The organism is Flavivirga spongiicola, from assembly GCF_030540825.1.
GTDB lineage: Bacteria > Bacteroidota > Bacteroidia > Flavobacteriales > Flavobacteriaceae > Flavivirga > Flavivirga spongiicola.
In genome coordinates, this window is the sequence record NZ_JAUOEO010000001.1 from 190124 (window position 1) to 209601 (window position 19478).

Sequence of the window (19478 nt, forward strand, 5' to 3'; positions counted from 1 at the left end):
TTTATTTAATATTCAAAAACTACTGCTGTATGACACCTGAATTTTTCTATTTCGACTGAAATGACATCACCATTACTTTTTATAGGCAATACTTCTTTGGAAGGAATGAGATACACTTTTCGAACCTTTTCTGGTAGTCTTACTTTTACTATGGTATTCTGTAAAGGAATTAAGTCTTCTATAACTTGCGCACGTCCCCGTTTATGAGGGGTACCATAAGTTAAATGAACTACGTATCTATTGTTTTCTGGTTGATGTAATAAATTCATACGTCCGGAACTTGGCATATTTACCTCTACTATTGGTGCTTTTAACAATTGGCTTAAAGCATTATAAAAAAGTTGTCGGTGCACACGAGATCCTTCTTTGGCATATATCTTTTCTAAGGGGTGTGCTGCCCAAATAATGTTTCCTTTTTTTATTAATGCAGGATGTGTTGCTGGTTCGGTTTGATAGGGTACATTGTCATGTGACGTCCAATGCTCAACGGTTCTATCAAAATAAGGCTCATATATTTGTGCTAATATTTCTGTATCTGCTTCTGGTTGTACACGGATTGCTGGTGTACGATTAAGAAATGGAGATTGTACCAAATCGGTCGTCATAATATCTGTTACGTACGTATAGTCATTTCTATAATTTGCCTCTCCTAAATATTTGGCTCCTATATCAAATTTTGCTATGCCATTTTCAAAAGCACTATTTCCCAGAATGAATAGTTTTCCTCCTCCATCAACAAACTGCTGGATTTTCTTAGTTTCTTCTTTATTTAGTACAACTCTACTATGCAAAATCAACACTTCTAAAGGAGTCCAATCTTTTAAATTATTCGCCACTACAAAATTAACCTGATGCTCCAGTAACATTCTAGTCACATCATTATCACTACCACTAAAATTTAACCAAACAGCCGTTTTTGCTAAATGTTTCGCATTAATGCTATAGTCTTCTATCTTCTCAATATAGGAGTAGGCGTGCCCTATGTTATCATAGGTCGCTTTCTCCAACTTCCCTGTAGGATGTAGTTGATCTCCAAAATTTGCCATCGCTCCAAATGACAACATGTTAGCAGCTTCGTACCAAATAGCATCTTTATGCTTAAACCCTCCAAACTCGCCCCAGGCAGAATGAAATTTTCCGCTCATGGCTACAATAGGCTTTCCTGTATTGGCATAGTATTTTGCTCTAACAGGAAATACATCGTAACCAGCCCAAGTTGTTGGTAAATCTTCTAAATCTTGTTTGGTGTTGTATTGATGATACGCTTCTTTTAGCACTTTACTATTATTCATAGGTGTTGTCCAATTATAATAGATAGATGCATGAGGTCTGTGTTTTTTTACAATAGCATTCATTTTTGTAAAAAATGTATGCATTTTTTTGCAGTGATGTAACCAAGCTTCCTTTTCATTTTTCCAGTCTACTCCGTTAGCTTCCATATCCTTTTTACTCCATGTGTTATAATTAATGCTGCCGACAGGAACAATATCAAACCAAAAGCCATCTAAATCATAATTTTTAGCAATTTCTTCGGTATGTTTTAACAAATGCTCTAAGTAAGGACCTTCGGGAGAAAGTGTTGGCCATCCCCAAGGAAAATGGGCATCTTTTTTTGCTTTAGCTTCCATTTCTGCAAACTTATTGATGCCATCTTTTCCTGTTGAGACCCAATCAGGGTTTTCTTTAGCATCTAAAACATTCCATCCAATAGTTACATAAGCCTGAGCTCTTACTCCTATTTCATGACAGGCTTCTAACTGTGCCCCAAATAAATCAAAATCTAAATTAGGGTGTCGTTTTCCAACCTTGGTATCATAATAGGTCCAGCCATGGTGCCCTTTTGCAAAAATGTTGATAGCGTTTACATGACCATCCTTTAACTGCTGCTGCCATTCTTTTTTGTTCCAGTTCTTCCCAACATCTTCCAGCTTTTCTGTAGTGTGAAAATCTAAATGAACCTGTCTGGTACCCTCATTAAGCCTATACTCGGGTAGCTGTTGAGCCTCAATATATAAAGCGGTTGTACTAAATAAAAAACTTAGAAAAATTGCTTTTTTTATTCGCATCATTCTGTTATTGTTTTTTGTTTACAAAATTCACCAAAGTTCCTATAGAATCTATTGTTATTTTAACTTCATCGCCTACTTGTAAGGTAAACTCATCTGATGGTACCAAGCAAGTGCCTGTCATTAGAAATACACCTTTAGGAAAATCGCATTCCCTAAAAAGGTATTCCACCAATTCAGTATGACTTCTTTTCATCATTTTTATGGCAACGTCATCTTTATATTGTGTTACACCATTTCTATTGATTTCTATTTCAATTATTGTTTCGGGAGATATCGGTTTTTCACTTAAGTAGATACATGGCCCTAATGCTGCACAACGCTCAAATACTTTTGCTTGAGGTAAATACAATGGATTTTCGCCTTCAATACTTCTTGAACTCATATCGTTACCAATGGTATAGCCTTCAATAGTGCCTTTAGAGCTAATTAATAAGGTGAGTTCCGGTTCTGGCACATCCCAAGATGAATCTTTTCTAATATTAACATCATCCCCATGACCTACAACGCGTTGTGAGGTCGCTTTAAAGAATAATTCTGGTCGATCGGCATCATAAACTTTATTATAAAATACATCGCCGCCAGATGCTTTGGCCTCATCCATTCGGGCTTCTTTACTTCTTAAATAAGTGACTCCTGCAGCCCAAATTTCCTGATTTCCAATAGGAGCATCTACAGTTTCCAAAGAAGGTTCATTAGAAATTGATGTTATCTGTTTCAAATCCAGTTTTATGGCATTGTATAGGTTTTCACGATTGATGAACTGATCCCAATCTTGTACTTCCAATTCGTAAAAAAGACCATTGTTTTCTACCAAGGCTTTGTTGTTCTTTTTATATATTTTCATTTATTCTTTATTTGCTTATTATCTTCTTTAATCAATTATTCATATTGTGTAAAATCCTGATATTTACGATTAAAAAATCGCTACAATATCATCAATTGAAACCTGCAGTATTTTTTTTGCTATGGCATCAATCACGTCTTTTTCTCCTTTAAAATGATACATGCGCTGCGTATGTGTATATAATTCGCCGGGCTGTAGTGCTAATGCAGGCGAGGAGCTTTCCAATTCGTAAAAAGGTCCCATTTGTGAGCCATCTTCTAAAGGTCCGTCGTTATAGGAATTAATGACATCGCCAGAAAAAGGGTCTTCTTGTAGCTCCCATGCAGAATTCACATATTTATCTGACTTCTTAGGAGCATCTATTTCCAAAATTGTTAAGACTTTGTTTTCTGCATCATAACTCCCAATATATTTTGTAGCTCTTTTTGGTGAAAACCCGATTTTGCCTCTGCTCTTCCCATCGGCTTTAAAGAATACTGTACTTTCATTAGTTTTAAGTCGATCTGCACTTACTTTTCCAAAATAATTATCGTTAACTCTTAGCCCAAATTCTTCTTCATTCCCTTGTTGTATTGGAGCCACAACAGTAACTTCCGGAGATGGATTCAGCATACATAAAATCCAAATAGATAATTGCCCGGAATCCTCTTTCCATTGTGCTTCTCCAATATTTTTAACCGTATTTTGAGATTCATAAGCCACCGCAGAAAAATCATCTGTTTCTAATTGCAATGCATCTTTGGTTTGCGCTTTGGAAAGCAATGTTATTTTTCTGGTTACATCCAGATTAAACTGTGTCCCCGAATGATTTATAAAATTCATATCCTTTTGAAACAGCGCGCTTGTTTTATTACTTTCTACAACTTTAAAAGCATCGGTATCAATAAAAGAGGGCACCTTCCAGTTTGGAAAATCAAAAGTAGTTTCTGGTTTAAAGTATATAGAGAATTGGCCTCCTTCCGGTCCCAACCAAAAGCGTTCTTCACCCCCTACCGGGTTAAATTGCTTTTTAATTTCTTTAGATGCAATTAAATCGTAATTCAGCCAGCCAAAACTCATACCTTTATCTCCATTGAGTGTACTGGTCATGACACGTCCTTGTAATTCTGGAGAAAGTACGATCTTAGCTTTTTTATCTTCACTTTCTAAAACAATCGTGCTTTTGTAGTTTTTTTGAAGAAAGGCTTTATCATATCCAAAAGTTCCTTTTGTTAATACTATCTCTTCAACAACTTCCACTTTTGAGTTTTTATTTTTGCAATTACATAATGTCATCAAACATAAAAGTGCTACTGCTATTTGCTTGTGAGTTTTAACTATCATTATTTTAAATTTTTATCTATTATAAATTCTATTCTTGATCCTTTTTAAACAAATTTGATATTCACTTTAAGATTATCGTTTTCTTTAATCGAAACTGTTTTAAGTATGATCTTTACTTCTGATTCATTATTGACGAGATATTCATTTTTTATTCGTTTATTATTCAATTTTAGTTGAATATTCTTCACTTTTTTATTGTTAGGAATTACCATTGAAATGGTCTTTAAAACCAGCTCTCCTGAGGCGATTTCAATAGCTCCTGTTTGTAATGTATCTGTTTGGTTTTGGCTATAGGTCCCCCACCCTTCAGCAGCAATAAATCCTGCTTGAAAATTTTCAGGAGTTAATTTTGGTGCAAATTTCAGATACTTCTTAGGTCCGTGATATTCAAATCCACATGCCGCAAGATAGACTCCATAACTTGCCATGGCTCTGGCATAATGGTCACTACATTCCACTTCGTTATACGGATTTCGCTTATTGGCATTATACCTATCGTGAATGGCTCTTGTAATAGCCAACCCCTCCTTTAGTTTATTTTCCCAAATCATATGCCCTGCAACTTCGTATTCAAAACCTGTCATGCACTCATTAAAATATCCAAATTGCCAGTGTTTCTCCCAATCGTCTTTTTTTCCACCTTTCGGCCATGTACACATAACTAGACCAGCATCATCATCAATGGCATAAGGACGCCCTGCTAAATTCTCAGGTAAAGACTTTCTAAATTGTCCCATATTAGGTACAAAATTGTATTTCCACAAAGCATCTAACGATTTGCTAATCAACTCTTTATTATAAAGTCTACCCAATCCTAATTGAAAAGCCCAACTTTGTCCAAATACTTGATCGATATAACACCCTGAACCAATACCTATGGCATCCTTGTGGTTAGGATCTTCTTTCTGAATAAAATACTCGCCATTAAACAAGGTCTTAATATTTTCTTGCCCTTTTTTTAGAATGGTATCACATAAACGAGAAAAAGTGGCATCATTCATTTCATGTCCCATTTCTTTCCCTGCTGCAAGTGCAGCTATATATAATGATATAATAACAGGAATGTTCCCATACCACTCTGCATCTAAAGTATTATGCTGCTCTCCGAAAATCATACCATTGGCTTCTCCGTCTTCAGCATCCATATCAATTAAATATTGTAATGCCGATTTAATATGTTTCCAGTTTCTATTGAGAAACTGAGAGTCTGATGTCATTTGGTGTTCCCTATAAGAACGTAAAACGATCCCAGCTTGACCATCGGCAGCATCTCTATTTGCTCTTCCACCTCTAAAATCTATTTTCCCATTCTTTTCTATAACAGCAAAATCGGTGTGTTCTCTTAAATTTCGTTCCAATTCTGGAAAAACACGCCCCACAGCTTGAGCATAATGCCAAACATGGGTGCAAGTTCCCGGACAACAACCAATACCTTCCCATGCCCAAAAACGACCATCTTCTAATAAATAACAGGTTTCTGTTGCTAATGTTGAAGTATTAGCAAACGTTCTGTTTAAAAACCAATAAGGAAGTGTTGATTTATTGTAAAACACTTCTCTAAATAACGTCGTTTTGGTATGTAGCCTTTCAAAATTTTGTACAATGTCGTCGGCAACTTCGATAGAGTTTTTAAAACGTTGACTGTATGAGCGTCCTTTAAAACGGTTACCATCAGCACTTAAATTTGGAAAGTACCAACTTATCACAAATGAGATGTCTTTGCTTTCACCAGGTTGTAACGTAACTGTTTTACTTAAGCCTCCTCGTAAACTCACACCAAAGGCTTCGCTAGCTGATTCTTTAGAGTTATGCTCACTTGGAAACAAAGGTTCTGAATAGTGATCTTCTTGAGCTGTTGACTTTATTGAACCATCAGGATTCAATAATGTCAAACTCATATTCCCATAGTCTCTTTTCTCGGAAAATTCAAAATTTAATTCAGAGCCTTTTTCATCTAAAATAGCTTCACATAGTAATGTCTCCCTATTTTTTTTAGTAACTATCGTGTTTTTTAATTGTACTTCGGTCTCGACACCAGAATGATTTAATACCGGGTTTTCTAACCAGCCCGATAGCTCGCAAGTAACTGCTTTATCACTTATATTCGATACGGTATAATGCATTATTGTCGCCGGATAATTTGATGACGATACTTCTAATGGAATAAATGGAGAGTATGCTTTTAATTGCACCTCAACAGGTGTGTTTTCTTCTTTATATGTTACTTCTCCAATAGGATATTGTCCTTTAAAGCTAATATTCTTAAAGCCTTTATAATCTAATCGTTTAGTCCACTTAGACACTCCTTGTTCAATTTTTATTGCAAAACCTTGATCAAAAGGATATTCTTGAGTCACTGGAACAATATAATTACTGCCATCTCTAGGTCTAACTGTTCTACCACTTAACTCATGGGTAATGCCAACAATACCTTCTTTTTGTTCGTTAAAAATGTCCCATAACCATAATTTACCATCACCTCCAAGGTATACTTGCCCTGCACAAATACCACCAACAGGCATTCCTATATACACCAAATCTTTACCTGTATAAATTTCTGGTGTTCCTCTTTCATACAATGATTTTATCCAATCTGGGGGCAAATTTTTATTAATAGGAATTTGGTAAGTATCTTGAAAAATTCCTGTTGCACTTAAAGGATGGCTCAATCCCATCGTTAAACCAGTCAGCCCAAGCCCCATCACTTTCATAAAATCCCTTCGTTGTACTTTATCAAATTGTGACGAAACTGATTTACTTTCTTGTTCAACAGAAGGACTACAACATCCTGAGTTTGGGTCGCAGCATTCTGTGCTTAAACTATTTGTATTATCTTCTTTAGGCTTAGACATTTGCTTAGACATTTATAGCATTAATCGTTAATTGATTTCAAACTATAAAATTATTAGTTTCCCAATCGTATTTCAACCATTTATACGACTATAACTAATACTTTTTTTGCAGTAGGATAACACTAAGTTTTAAGCTTATGACGTATAAAAAGTTCAGGGATTGTTTAAAAATTTATCAAATGTTTTACATTATAATGATAATGTAAAGTTTTCATACAACTTTTAATGTCATGTATTTGATTTTAAACCACATAGACATTAATATCAGGTCGAACCTTTCGACAAGCTTCACTTGCTATCTTTAATACAAAATATATTCTGTATTTTTGATAATGCTCAATGTGACAAATGTAAATTTTAAGGGATTTAGGCTTTATTTTAGAAAGTTATCATAATACGATCGTTAATTACTTCTCAAATAGGAACTAATTAGTGGTGCGATTATATTATAGCCTTTTGTATTAGGGTGTAACCCATCTCTAAACAGTGTTTCATCAATTTTTGTATCTGGAGTTAATAAGGCATCTCCTATCAATAAATAGTTAACATCAAGAGTTTGCGTGGCTTTACGTATTTCTAAATTTAAAATTCGTATCCGTTCTTCATAATCTCTTCTAGGTAATATCCCAATTAAAGTGATTTTTGCCTTAGGTTGGCGTTCTTTAATTGCATCTACTAAAAAATGCAGGCCTTTAATAATTTCATCATCTGTATTTAAATGCAAATTATTGGTTCCTATTTTAAGAATAATTTGTTCAGCATCAAATCCATCCAATTCACCATGATACACACGCCATAAAACGTTTTCTATACGATCCCAGCCATATCCAAAATTTTTAACACCTAAAGCTTCAAAATTACGGTTCCAAGAGTCTGCTCCATTAGCAATAGGCATGTCTGGAATGCCTCCCCATTGATGTACTATAGAATTTCCTATGAAACAAATTTTTGGTGCCTTTTTATTGTTAGATGCTAATATACTTTGGTGTCTTAAATTCCAGTTATATACATCGGCATCCCTATCTTGAGTTACAGGTTTTGTTGTAGAGATTGTTCCCATCGGTTCCTTAAAAACAGTACGCAGAGCTTTTTCATAGGCATTAGCGTAATACTGCATTCCTAAATCGTTAGGGTGCGTTCCATCAACAGTACTGTCTTTAGTTAAATTGATTTCTTCTTTTGTTAACAGATATATTTTTTTAGTTCCTTCAGATAGCAATTGTGAATAGGCTTCTTTCATTATTTTATTTAAATCGGAAACCTCTTTTTTTCGGTTTAAATGGATCATTTCATCAGAATAGCCTGCGTGTTCTACTAATAAAATAGGGGTTTCTGGATTTTCATTCTTTAACAAGCGTACTGAAGAGAGAATGCGCTTCTTGACATCGGATAATGTACGATTTTCGTTTGCAGCCAAATTGGGTAGGCAATCTAAAATATAGACTTTTGCACTAATTTCTGCAACAAAATCTATAACCTCTTCTTCTAATCTGCCATTACCCGAAAATCCCAGATTGATTAACGGTCTATCCATTTTTCGTTCCAAAATTGAGGTCCAGGCCATCCCCGGACGCGATGCACAAGCTCCTTGAGCTATGGAAGTACCGTAAACGACTATTGGTTTTTCTTCACGAATAGGTAATGGCATAAAAAGCGATTCTTTAGGCACACCAATTTTTAAGGAATCTACAGTATTATAAAGAGGTAGAATTAATTTATATTCTCTGCCTTTAGCATGATAGGCATCATTTGGTTTGAGTTTAACATAATGGTATGTAGAATAGTCACCAAAAGAATAATCTCCTTTAACCCAAACCCATTGACCATCACTGTTTTTTGCATATAAATCCAATCCACTTACACCAGTTGAAGGCATGTGAGGCATAGAAAGACTGCCTTTTAATTTATATTTTACTGATATTTCTGAAGCATTACTTGTGAATCGAATGGATAATCCCGCAGTATTTTTTGATAGATTCCAAAGTGGTTTTCTAACTTTTTCTTTTGCTTCTAATGGAAGACGATCAAATCCTGACTCTAAATTCTTAAACCATCCTTGTCCCTCAATTACTTGAAACTCACAATTTAAAGGATGCCACCAACTTAAGCCATTGTCCTCTTGAGAATTGATGATTTGACTTTGGAATATTAAAACAATAGAAATTAAAAAAAACCTCGACTTCATAAATTACTTACGCTATTATTATTAGGCAAACCAACACTTACTAACTCAGGTATAAAAATAATTATTTTTTTATAAATTATAGTCAAAGGTTGATTATTCAGACACTACAATTCAAACTCTGCCAGGACAGGATAATGATCGGATAAATAATAGGTCTCTTTTTGATTAAGCACTTTAGCATTAATGCACTTTTCGGCAAGAAAAGGAGATGCTAAAATATAATCTATCCGTTTGGAATTCTCATTTGGTTTATCTCCTTTTTTGGTTTCAAAAACTCTGGTAGGACAACTGATTCTATTATCCCACCCCGTAGTATATCTTTGAGTTACATCAATTAACGGATATCCTAAAAGAGCCCCCATTACCCCATACTCAAGGTCTCCATGACATAAATTTCTAACATGATCATGCTCGACTTCGGAAGCTTTCATAGTACTTATAAGGTTTGCCTTATTTTTATATAAATCTGCATCAAAAGGAGAAACCGCATTAAAATCCCCTAGTACAATATATTTATTTTGCTCTTTTGAAATTTGGAATAGCTTTTCTAAAATTGTTTTTGCTTCAAGATGTCTCTTTTTATAACTAAAAGGAGAAAAATGAATCACAAAAAAATCAATACCATTTGTTTTACAATGTAATGCCCCATGATGCATACCATCTAATATTTTTGCCTTTACTTGTATTGGCTTATTAGATGTTATACCTACTGGATACCCTGAAGTTTTTAAAATCTCGGCATAAGGATGTCCCCATTTTTTCGCTTCTCTCAACAATGTCTCTTGGGTATAGCCGCATAATTCCTGAAGCGCCAAAACATCTGGTTTATGAAAATCTACCCATGTAACAAATTCATCTCTACGTGCTTCATCTTTACCCCAATCAAAACCATTCCATATATTATAGGTCATTATTTTTATGGTTTTAGAATCTTCTAGATCATTAGGTTTATGTTGAAATGATGAGGTTATTACAACAATTACAGCAATTAAAAAGGCCCTGTGTATCATATTTATCTATGTTGTTTCTTTAAGAGTACTATAACTCCAATACTTATTATAACTAAAAAGACTACTAAAGAGTAAATCAATATTGTATTTCCGCCATTACTATTTTCTTCAGCAGTTTTTACTTCAGTATGTTCAATTTCCGGAATATCGTTAAATTCTTCTTCTAAATTAATAACAACGGGTTCAAAAGAGACTCCATCGGGGTCTTTAGGCACTTTATTTTCAATAGCAAGGATTCTGCTCATTTCTGTTAAAACCATTGGATTATCTACATCAAACCCTAGTCTATCACTTAAACCTTGTCGTGTTTTTTTAGGCCAGTTTAGTGGTATTTGATATCCTAACATCCATTTTCTATCTAAACCACACTCACAGTCGGCGCCGATAATAGATAATAATTTATAAACATCCCCTTTTACTATACTTTCATAATCAATTTTCTCTCCCATTATTCGTCCTTTACCATAGATCACAAAAGCTATTGGTTTTTCAGGCTTCTTTTCTATACCGAGGCTCCATAGTAGTACTTTTTCTTTATCGAATTGAGAACTTGGTATCACTATCATATCTGGCCCAACCTCTACTTGCTTAGGCATATTAGGCATAATATTTTCGATATGTTCGCAAGCTTTTAAAACAGTCCTTTTCGCTAAATCATTTTCGGTTTTAGAGGTTCCTTCAATTAAAATAACCGATGCGTATTGATTGGGCAGTTTGCTTAGCAATTGTTTTTGAACTGGCGAAGACATGATGTTGTCTACTAAATGAGCATCCGTTATTGCAATCATTCTATGATCTTGATCTACCAATACATACGCAGGAAAACTTAATTGCTGTTGTTCTACAAATTTGGTAATAGCACTATTTTTATCTTCTTTAAGGTGAAATCCAATGGGTTTTATATTAGACTCTGAAAATTGTGCTGCTAATTGATTGGGGAACATAGCTCCATTTTCATCTACACGATAAATAACATAGGTTACTTTAGATAAGGTAGAGAACCCTATTTCACGAATGGTATATCTGCAAGCTTCAGCCGATGTAATGTACATGGCAAAAAGTAACCCTAATATTATTTTTAAATTATTCATGTGTTTACTTTTATTGTTTTTAATGAACACCTGTCCAACTATAACGGAATGTAACCTTTCATCAAATTCTATATTACTTCAAACCAAAAGTTGTTACAACAAATGCATGATCTGATGGAAACATAACAGGATGATAATCTACCACTTCAGAAGAAATCGTTCTTAATTTATTTCCTTTATAAAAAATAAAGTCTATCCTGTCTTTTACAAATCTTTCATCTTTTTGTTCATAACTATAAGGCCAATAAGAATAACCAGGATACTTTAAAGGACTTGGTTTTACTTTTCTATAGCTGTCTATATAACCTGCTTTATCCATTTCTTTAGTAACAGGCCAATCAATGACATAACCCAGGTGAGACCCTTTGGTTTCTTCTGTCCAATCTAAATGTGAATTGGTATTAAAATCGCCAGCCATTATAATAGGCGTATTATTTGCATTTTCTGTATAAGTGCTAATATCTTTTAATATTGTTTTTATTTCTGCCAATCGTGATTTAGTTTCATCTTTTTCTAATTCTTTTGCAGTCATTTTACCTATTCGAACATTTTTACTATAATCTGGTAAATAGTCTAGCCAAGTATCAAAAATTACTATTTCTTGTTGTTCTCCTAATTGTAATATAGCTCCTCCAAAATTAAAAGCATCAAAGCCTTTTATGGTTTCTTTCATTGGATATCGGCTCATAATGGATAAGTTAGAGCTAATTAAATAAAAATGATACCCTAAAGCATCTGCAATTTTTTCACCAGAACCATAGGTTTCTATAAGTGTAATGACATCTGCATGGGTATTTTTTATGGATTCAATGACCCGCTTTAAATTAACATGGGTGCCAAATTCTCTACCACCACCCCAAATATTCCAAGACATCAATTTTATTTGATTAACAGGATTGCTATTTAATGCTTCTAAAGAAAAATACTGTTGGTATGCTTTACTAACAGTATCTGAGGTAATAACATCATCCCATATTTTAATATTATCCAAATATCCGTTAAAGGCTTCCATTTGCCCTAAATAACTCCAATTAGAAGCTGTACCGCCAATGGTTGTTATCCATTCACTAGACAAGTCTTTTAATCCGGGGGTATTATATATGGCTACATTAATGCCATCATAATACATCCAAACCTCATCTTTATCTTGGTTTACTGTAATTGCTATTTGATGCCATTCTCCGTCATTGATTGGCATTCTGGCAGCACTTGGTTTGTATATATAATGTTTCTTTCCATCACTTATAGAAAATATCCAGCCTCCATTTTCTGTGCTGGAAATCAGCCAGCCTTTATGTTCTTTATCACTATTTTTTTTATTGCCTATGATAGGTGTTCCTTGTTGAGCATCAGGCAAGGTTTTTACCCATATTTGAACTGAAAATGATTGTTTTTCTTTATATTCAAGCTCCATTGCCTCTTGCAATTTTAAAGGCATTCGCAAAGCTACATTTTCTGAAAGATCAAGTGCTCTTCCGCTTAAGCCTTTAGTAAAATTATATTGCTGCGCTGCCAATATGTGAGGGGGTGGACTTTCAACCGATTTTTCTTGATAGGCTATTTTACCTGAATCAAAATTAATATTGATAATTGGTTCTTGACAAATAGCTATTGCAGACACAAATAGTATGACTATTAATAAACTTTTTTTCATTTTTAATAATTTCAATTTCACAAAACAATTTTGTGAGTTTTAAACTAACTCAATCACAAATTATTATCTCCATTATTTAGCATCAATTCTATGATAGGCTATTATACAATACTAAACTCCATGTATGATTAATGATATAAAAAAGTAGAGGGAATTGTTTGCTTTTCCAGATTAGGGCCTTCAATTTGCAAATCGTAACCTGAAGGGCCTTCTGCCACAAAATGATCAACCATAATAGGATGTAACCCCTTTTTTAAAGGAACTATTTTACTCACTTCTTTATTACCTTTACTTTCTATTTCTTTTTCCTTATGAAGGGTTACAAAATCATAACTTCTACTTGATTTGCTTGTAAAAGTATACATCCCGTCTTCAGGAATATTTATGTATCCTTTAAACCTTAGTGCAAACTTGTTTTTATTTTCAAAAGGCATGCTAGTAAATGTGTCTATTATTTCTACCTTTTTTGGTTTTAACTCATTCAAATCTGGTATCTTATCTTTTTTACCAGATTCTTTATAATAATTTCTGATAATACCAGATTTGGCTTCTAAATTAACACCTGCAATTAGTTCTGGAATCAACATTTCAAAACTAGCTTCTTCACTTTCAAGTATTTCACGGTTTTCTTTCCAAAACGTTTTAGCTTTAATCAAAGTCTTATCTGAAATTACCACAGAATGCTCATATTTTGGCGATGCTTGCGTAGGTTCTGTACCATCTATGGTATAATGAATGTCTCCAGTATTGCCATTACGCTCTATATAAAATTGCCACTTACCATTAATTAATTGAGGTATTTCGACAATTACAGGAGTTTGACGCAACCTTGTAAATTCTTTAGTTCTTGTAAACGCTACAGGGTCTCCATTTTTCTTAACATAAATCACTGTTTTTAAGGTTGTCGTACTTGTTATGATTATTGGTTCTGCGTATTTTGTAGAATGGTTAGTAGGTTCGCTACCATCTGTAGTATAATAGATCTCCGTATTATCCTTGTCTCTGGATTTTATTTCTATTGACAAAGAATCTATAAATTTCTCATTGTCATAAATAAAGGAAATTGGTGCTCTGGATTTTGGTGCAAATACCATAGAGGTTTCTAACCAATTACCACAGCTACAGCCTCCACCTGCTTCAGGAGACAATATCATACCCTGTGCAGGAATTGTACTTAACCAACAATCTGGACGTAAACGATCCCATTGAGAAAATTTATTAGTATCAAAGTTAAATTGAGTGACACTACCGCCTCTATAGAATATAGATTGTTCTGACAAAGCATATGAAGCACAGCCATGACCCGCTTTAGGCACCTCTTCTTTTAGTAATTCTCCCGTGTTTAATTGATACATGGCTGGTTTTACAATTAAACGGTTGTTTACAATGGCAGGTCTTGAAAAATGCCCTCCATGATCACCAGAAAACCATTTTTGTTCTTTATGCCAGATAAGTTCTCCGTTGGTGGCGTTATAATTATATATATAATACTTACCTCCATTTGAAGCTAAAATGACATTTTGATCAGCATTTCCAGCCATAAAATAGGTAGTCACTCCTGCTTTAGTATTTATGGCTTTTTCCCAATTTAATTTTCCCGTTTCTATGTTTAATGATACTAAATATAAATTTTGAAAAATGCTTGGATCTGCTCTTTGGTCTTTTGATAATTTAAATCCACGATTTCGAGATTCTACAAAACTAATTTGATTATTTTGTATCGTAATTGTTGTGTTTAGGATATATGTTGATGGTTTTTCATATACCCATAAATTTTCACCATCTTTTGAAGACTTTGCAAATAGATTATAACTTACCACTTTATCTGTTAAAGGTCCTGTTTTATTATCATACCAACCTTCGCTACCATGATAATTTCTATAAGCGCTTCCTTCTGGCACTGAAGAACCAATAATTTTGTTTTGTACTGCACTAATATATCCCCAATCTTTTGGAGCGTTATTATTTCCTGTTATTACAGGAATTATTTTTTCAATACTACCAGTATTACTATTCACTTTTAAAGCATTATTTTTCAAGGCGATATAAATAAAGTTATCGTCAGCTGTCCAATTACTGCAATCCCGAAGAATATTCATCCTATTAATATCTGGAATCTCTTTAGACCATAACACACTGCCATTAAAAGCATCTACTGCAATTATGCGATCTCTACCCTGTACAAACATTTTACCGTTTACTGCTAACGGTGATGATTTTCTACCATTACGGTCGGTTTGAAAACGCGGTCCCGGACGCCCCATCCATTGAATTTCAAAATCTTGGGTAGATGTAGACCCCCAAAGACTTTCGCCTCCAAAAGCGGTATTATCTGGTAAACCATATTGATGCGTCCATTTACCTGCTGTTTCTACTTCAGCTTTTTTAAGAACATCAAATGCCTCTTCATTTATATAACTAACTTGCCATTTGCTTCCAGACTTACCAATCCAGTCTTTAAAATTAGCTTTCTTATTATTTAATATGGCATATCCCTTTGGTTTAATTAACCTTATCACTTCATCTGAGCTAATATTAGATGGGTTGTTAACAATAACCAGACTTGCGATATCTGAAGTTATAGGGAGTTTAGATATATTATTTACTTGATGTAATTCTATTTTACCACCATACAAACCGGTTTTTTGCAACTCTTCTCTTAACTTTTGAATTTTAGATATAGATGTATCAAATAACATAACTTTAACTCCTGAAAGACTTGCTATTTGGATCGCTTGATCTTTATTTTCAACTCCAAAAATGACTGCAATTCCATTACTCGATAATCCTAAATTATCTATTTCAGACAATAACACACTCTTCTCTGAAGTATTAGAATTTATAGGTAATTGTTCTTCAAAATTGAAAAAGTTATCATATTCATAAACCTTGGTTTTTTTATCGTTTGATGTTATTTGATATCTATAAATAAAATCTTTACGAAGATTATCAATAACTATTCTATGTATTTTGGTCGCTTCTTCTTCTTTTACAAAAGTAATCTTATCGGCATCATCTCCCCAAGCAATATTACATACTTCCTTATTCTCTGTAGTAAAATAGACCTCTACTTTGGTAGGGGTAACTGTTTTTACAAAAGGACCAGCTTCTAAATTTAGTGTTGCAATAACATCTTCTTTTTCTGCTTTAATTTCCTTCTCGATAGTTGGCTCTTTATCTTTATTTTCTACCAAAAGGGTATTTGTACTTTTTCCACTTCTAAAACAGTAAATATTGCCTTCTCCTGTTGATGCAAACAAAGCATTATCTGCAATACCTAAAGCATACACAGCGCCTTTTACAGGAGCTTTCCATAAAGGCAATCCATTTTTAGTACTTACTGCGTACACGGCATCTGTAGCCCCAGCATATAATACATCTCCTGAGATAATAATTCTATGAGCATTATAACCTCGTTTTAACCAAATAATTTTTTTTGTTTTTCGGTTATAAGCAGAAATAGAATTATCTGTAAGAATGTAACTAACATCACCATTTACGACCATTTCTTTACCTCCTTTAAAAGACATATACTCTGCATTTTTTGTCTTTTCAGAAGTCCCTGGTACTGCAAAATCTCCTATAGTTTCAGTAATACTTTTGTTTCTTGATGTTTGAGTATGCACTATATTTTTCTCTGGAGTAATTAATACAAAACACCCTCCCGTTCCGGCTATTTGTCCTTTACTTTCTCCATTACTTTTATTAAAAAATATAGGAGATATTCTTCCTTGTGGTTGAATAATTTTAGTTCCGGTAGATGCCATAGCACCTTCTAATGTTAGGTTTTCATAGGTATTAACATAGGTGCCTTTGCCTTCAGGTTTTCCTGTTTTAGCATTTATAGCACAGAAGTAAGAATCTTTCCAAGGTAGCAATGATGCTCCAAAATAAGCAATACCATCTTCAATTAAAATACCTGTTCTAATAGGCCAAAAAGAAATAAGTGCATTGTTATTTACTAATTTTTTAGGTTGATCTTTAACAGGAGAATATTTCCAAACTAACGCGCCATTTGATGCTTTTATACAGTATGCAAAACCATCATCTGAACCAAAATATAGCTTTCCTGAATAAAATACCGGAGCTACCCGAATAGGGCCGCCTGTGGTATATGTCCACATTTCTTTACCTGTTTTAGTATCTAAACAATGAATGGCATGGTCTGATGTGGATCCATAATACAATTTGTCTCCGGCGATAATTGGGTAATAAGCTAAATCGTAATCGCGCATAGAAGGTAAAGGTCCACTTCTGGCATAGGTATCCTCTTTTGCAGGACCATACCATGCTGGTGAAGGCAATTGTGATGCTTTATAATGCCAATCTTCTCCTAAAGTTGCGATATCTAGTTGTACTGACGAATTTCCGCTTCTAAAATTGTCTTTTTTAAATTGTTGCCAATCTTGAGCAACTTCCTCTGGTAGTATTCTTTTATTCTGCTCTTCGCAGTTATAAAAAAGTATCGTGATCAATCCTATAAATAATACTTTACGTATTATATGTCTTAGCGTTTTTTTCATGTGTTTATTTTTATTTTTTTTAAGTCACATGTAACCTTTGATGATGTAAAATAATCATTACCCTGCGTGTTTAAAGATTATTTTAATCATATTGGTTTCATCTTTTAAAGTTTGTTGTGTTGCTATTATTCTTCTATAAGTTTTCCTTGGTGTAATTTGATTGTTCTTGTAGCATAATCATCAGCTAAACTACCATGTGTTACCATAACTACGGTACCTCCTTCTTGTTGATATTTTTTAAAATAATTCATCACTTCAATAGTATTTCTTTCATCTAAATTGCCTGTAGGTTCGTCGGCCAAAATTAAAGATGGTTTTGTTATTAATGCTCTTGCTAATGCTACGCGTTGTTTTTCACCAGCACTTAATTGTGACGGTTTATGGTTTAAACGCTTTTCAATGCCTAATTCTGTCGCTAATTGTATAGCGTCTGATTTGTTTAATTGTATATCAGCCAATGTATTCGGAAGCAAAATATTCTCTAAAACTGTTAAGTAAGATAATAAGTGATAGGATTGAAATACGAATCCTATGTCGTTAGCTCTATAGCTTCTTCGTTCCTTTTCTGACAAAGAAAATAGGTTTTTATTATTCACAATAACGTCTCCTGACGATGGATGCAGCATGCCTCCTAAAGCAAACAGTAATGTGGACTTACCACTACCACTTTCTCCTTTTATGAGTATAAATTCTGATTTATTAATTTTTAAATCAACATTATTTAAAGCAGCTACATTACTTTTAGAAGTTGCAAAGTTTTTATGTAAAGCATTTATTTCTATCATATCATTGCTCTTTTAATAATTGTGCCGCATCTTGATTTACAAACCATAGCACCGGTAAAACTGAAACCATGGCTGCAAATAATGGGCCTATTAAAATAGCCCAAAGTAATAAGCTATAATTGGGTGAAATAAAGGTTTTAGCAACCTTAAATATATTAGGTCCTAGTTGGTAGGATAACAGGGTTCCCACAACAAAACCTATTAATGCTCCTATGAATCCCAAGATAAAGGCTCGTAAAAAGAATTGCTTACTAATATGCCATCCGGAAAAACCAATAGCTCTCATGATACCAATTTCGTGAGTGCGCGTTTTAACATTGGTTAAGACTACAGATCCTAACAGTAAAGCACAAATAATCAATACTACTGGAAATAAAAAGGAAAAATACTTATCAGTCATTTTTCGTTGTTTTTCTCTGGCATCGGCGACGCTAGATTTCATTATGACTTTAGCTTCGGGCGCTATTTTAGCTAATTCAGCTCTTAATTCACTCAAAGGATCTCCATTTTTGGTTGAGCACATACAGTTAATAGCCATCACCTCATTAACGCGCCCTTCCATTTTAATTAAACCTTGCAATGTTTTTAAATCGAAATAAATGCGTACATCATCTTCACTACCGGATTCTGTTAAGGTTTTTGAAACTTGAAATTCTTTTTCAAAAATTGTAATAATATCGCCCTCTTTTATGTGAAACTGATTGGCTACTTCATAGCCCAAATACACTTTGTTTTCCTCTATAGCAAAAATCATTTTAGATTTTACAGCACCAGACGGTTCTCGTTCTTTGCTAGAAATGCCTGTAAGCACCACATCTTTTCCTTGCCATTGTACACGTTTATGAAGCGTTGCCGTTAAATGCGCATAATTCACTGATTTTTGACTAACCAACTTATCTACGACGTTTTGGGACATGCTTAAATTTGAATAGCCTTCAACCCAAAATTGATTCATATCTGATTCCCCTGGAATGATACGTACATTAAACCCCATGTCTCTGGTTAGCCGAATGGTTTCTTTTTGAGTCGCCTGTGTCATCGTGTAAAATGCTACCACAAATGCCACCAAGGCTATCATGCCTATAAGTCCCATTAAAAAATTGAACTTTCTATGTACTATTTCTTTAAAGACTAACAACATC

Annotated in this window: 11 protein-coding genes; all 11 read right to left on the bottom strand. The window is 34.0% G+C overall.

Annotated features, from left to right (window positions below; translation table 11 throughout):
- Positions 1-5: 5 nt before the first annotated feature.
- Complete coding sequence (locus tag Q4Q47_RS00690; protein WP_303304730.1) at positions 6-2069, bottom strand: alpha-amylase family protein; 2064 nt, start codon at positions 2067-2069, stop codon at positions 6-8.
- Positions 2070-2073: 4 nt separating this feature from the next.
- Positions 2074-2913, bottom strand: a complete 840-nt coding sequence (locus tag Q4Q47_RS00695; protein ID WP_303304731.1) for a fumarylacetoacetate hydrolase family protein — start codon at positions 2911-2913, stop codon at positions 2074-2076.
- Positions 2914-2982: 69 nt separating this feature from the next.
- Positions 2983-4236, bottom strand: coding sequence for a DUF6786 family protein (locus tag Q4Q47_RS00700; RefSeq protein ID WP_303304732.1), 1254 nt, complete (start codon positions 4234-4236; stop codon positions 2983-2985).
- Positions 4237-4280: 44 nt separating this feature from the next.
- Complete coding sequence (locus Q4Q47_RS00705; protein WP_303304733.1) at positions 4281-7088, bottom strand: GH116 family glycosyl-hydrolase; 2808 nt, start codon at positions 7086-7088, stop codon at positions 4281-4283.
- 403 nt (positions 7089-7491) lie between these two features.
- Entirely contained in the window at positions 7492-9273 is a 1782-nt protein-coding gene (locus tag Q4Q47_RS00710; protein ID WP_303304734.1) for an SGNH/GDSL hydrolase family protein, read from the bottom strand.
- 104 nt (positions 9274-9377) lie between these two features.
- Positions 9378-10283, bottom strand: coding sequence for an endonuclease/exonuclease/phosphatase family protein (locus Q4Q47_RS00715; protein WP_303304735.1), 906 nt, complete (start codon positions 10281-10283; stop codon positions 9378-9380).
- A gap of 2 nt (positions 10284-10285) precedes the next feature.
- Entirely contained in the window at positions 10286-11374 is a 1089-nt protein-coding gene (locus Q4Q47_RS00720) for a hypothetical protein (protein WP_303304736.1), read from the bottom strand.
- A 73-nt stretch (positions 11375-11447) separates the two neighbouring features.
- A complete protein-coding gene (locus Q4Q47_RS00725; protein ID WP_303304737.1) occupies positions 11448-13028 on the bottom strand; it encodes an endonuclease/exonuclease/phosphatase family protein in 1581 nt (526 codons plus the stop codon).
- Between the two features lie 128 nt (positions 13029-13156).
- Entirely contained in the window at positions 13157-17551 is a 4395-nt protein-coding gene (locus Q4Q47_RS00730; protein WP_303304738.1) for an outer membrane protein assembly factor BamB family protein, read from the bottom strand.
- A gap of 125 nt (positions 17552-17676) precedes the next feature.
- On the bottom strand, positions 17677-18336 hold the full coding sequence (locus Q4Q47_RS00735; RefSeq protein ID WP_303304739.1) for an ABC transporter ATP-binding protein: 660 nt from the start codon (positions 18334-18336) through the stop codon (positions 17677-17679).
- Position 18337: 1 nt separating this feature from the next.
- Positions 18338-19477, bottom strand: coding sequence for an ABC transporter permease (locus Q4Q47_RS00740; protein ID WP_303304740.1), 1140 nt, complete (start codon positions 19475-19477; stop codon positions 18338-18340).
- Position 19478: the final 1 nt, after the last annotated feature.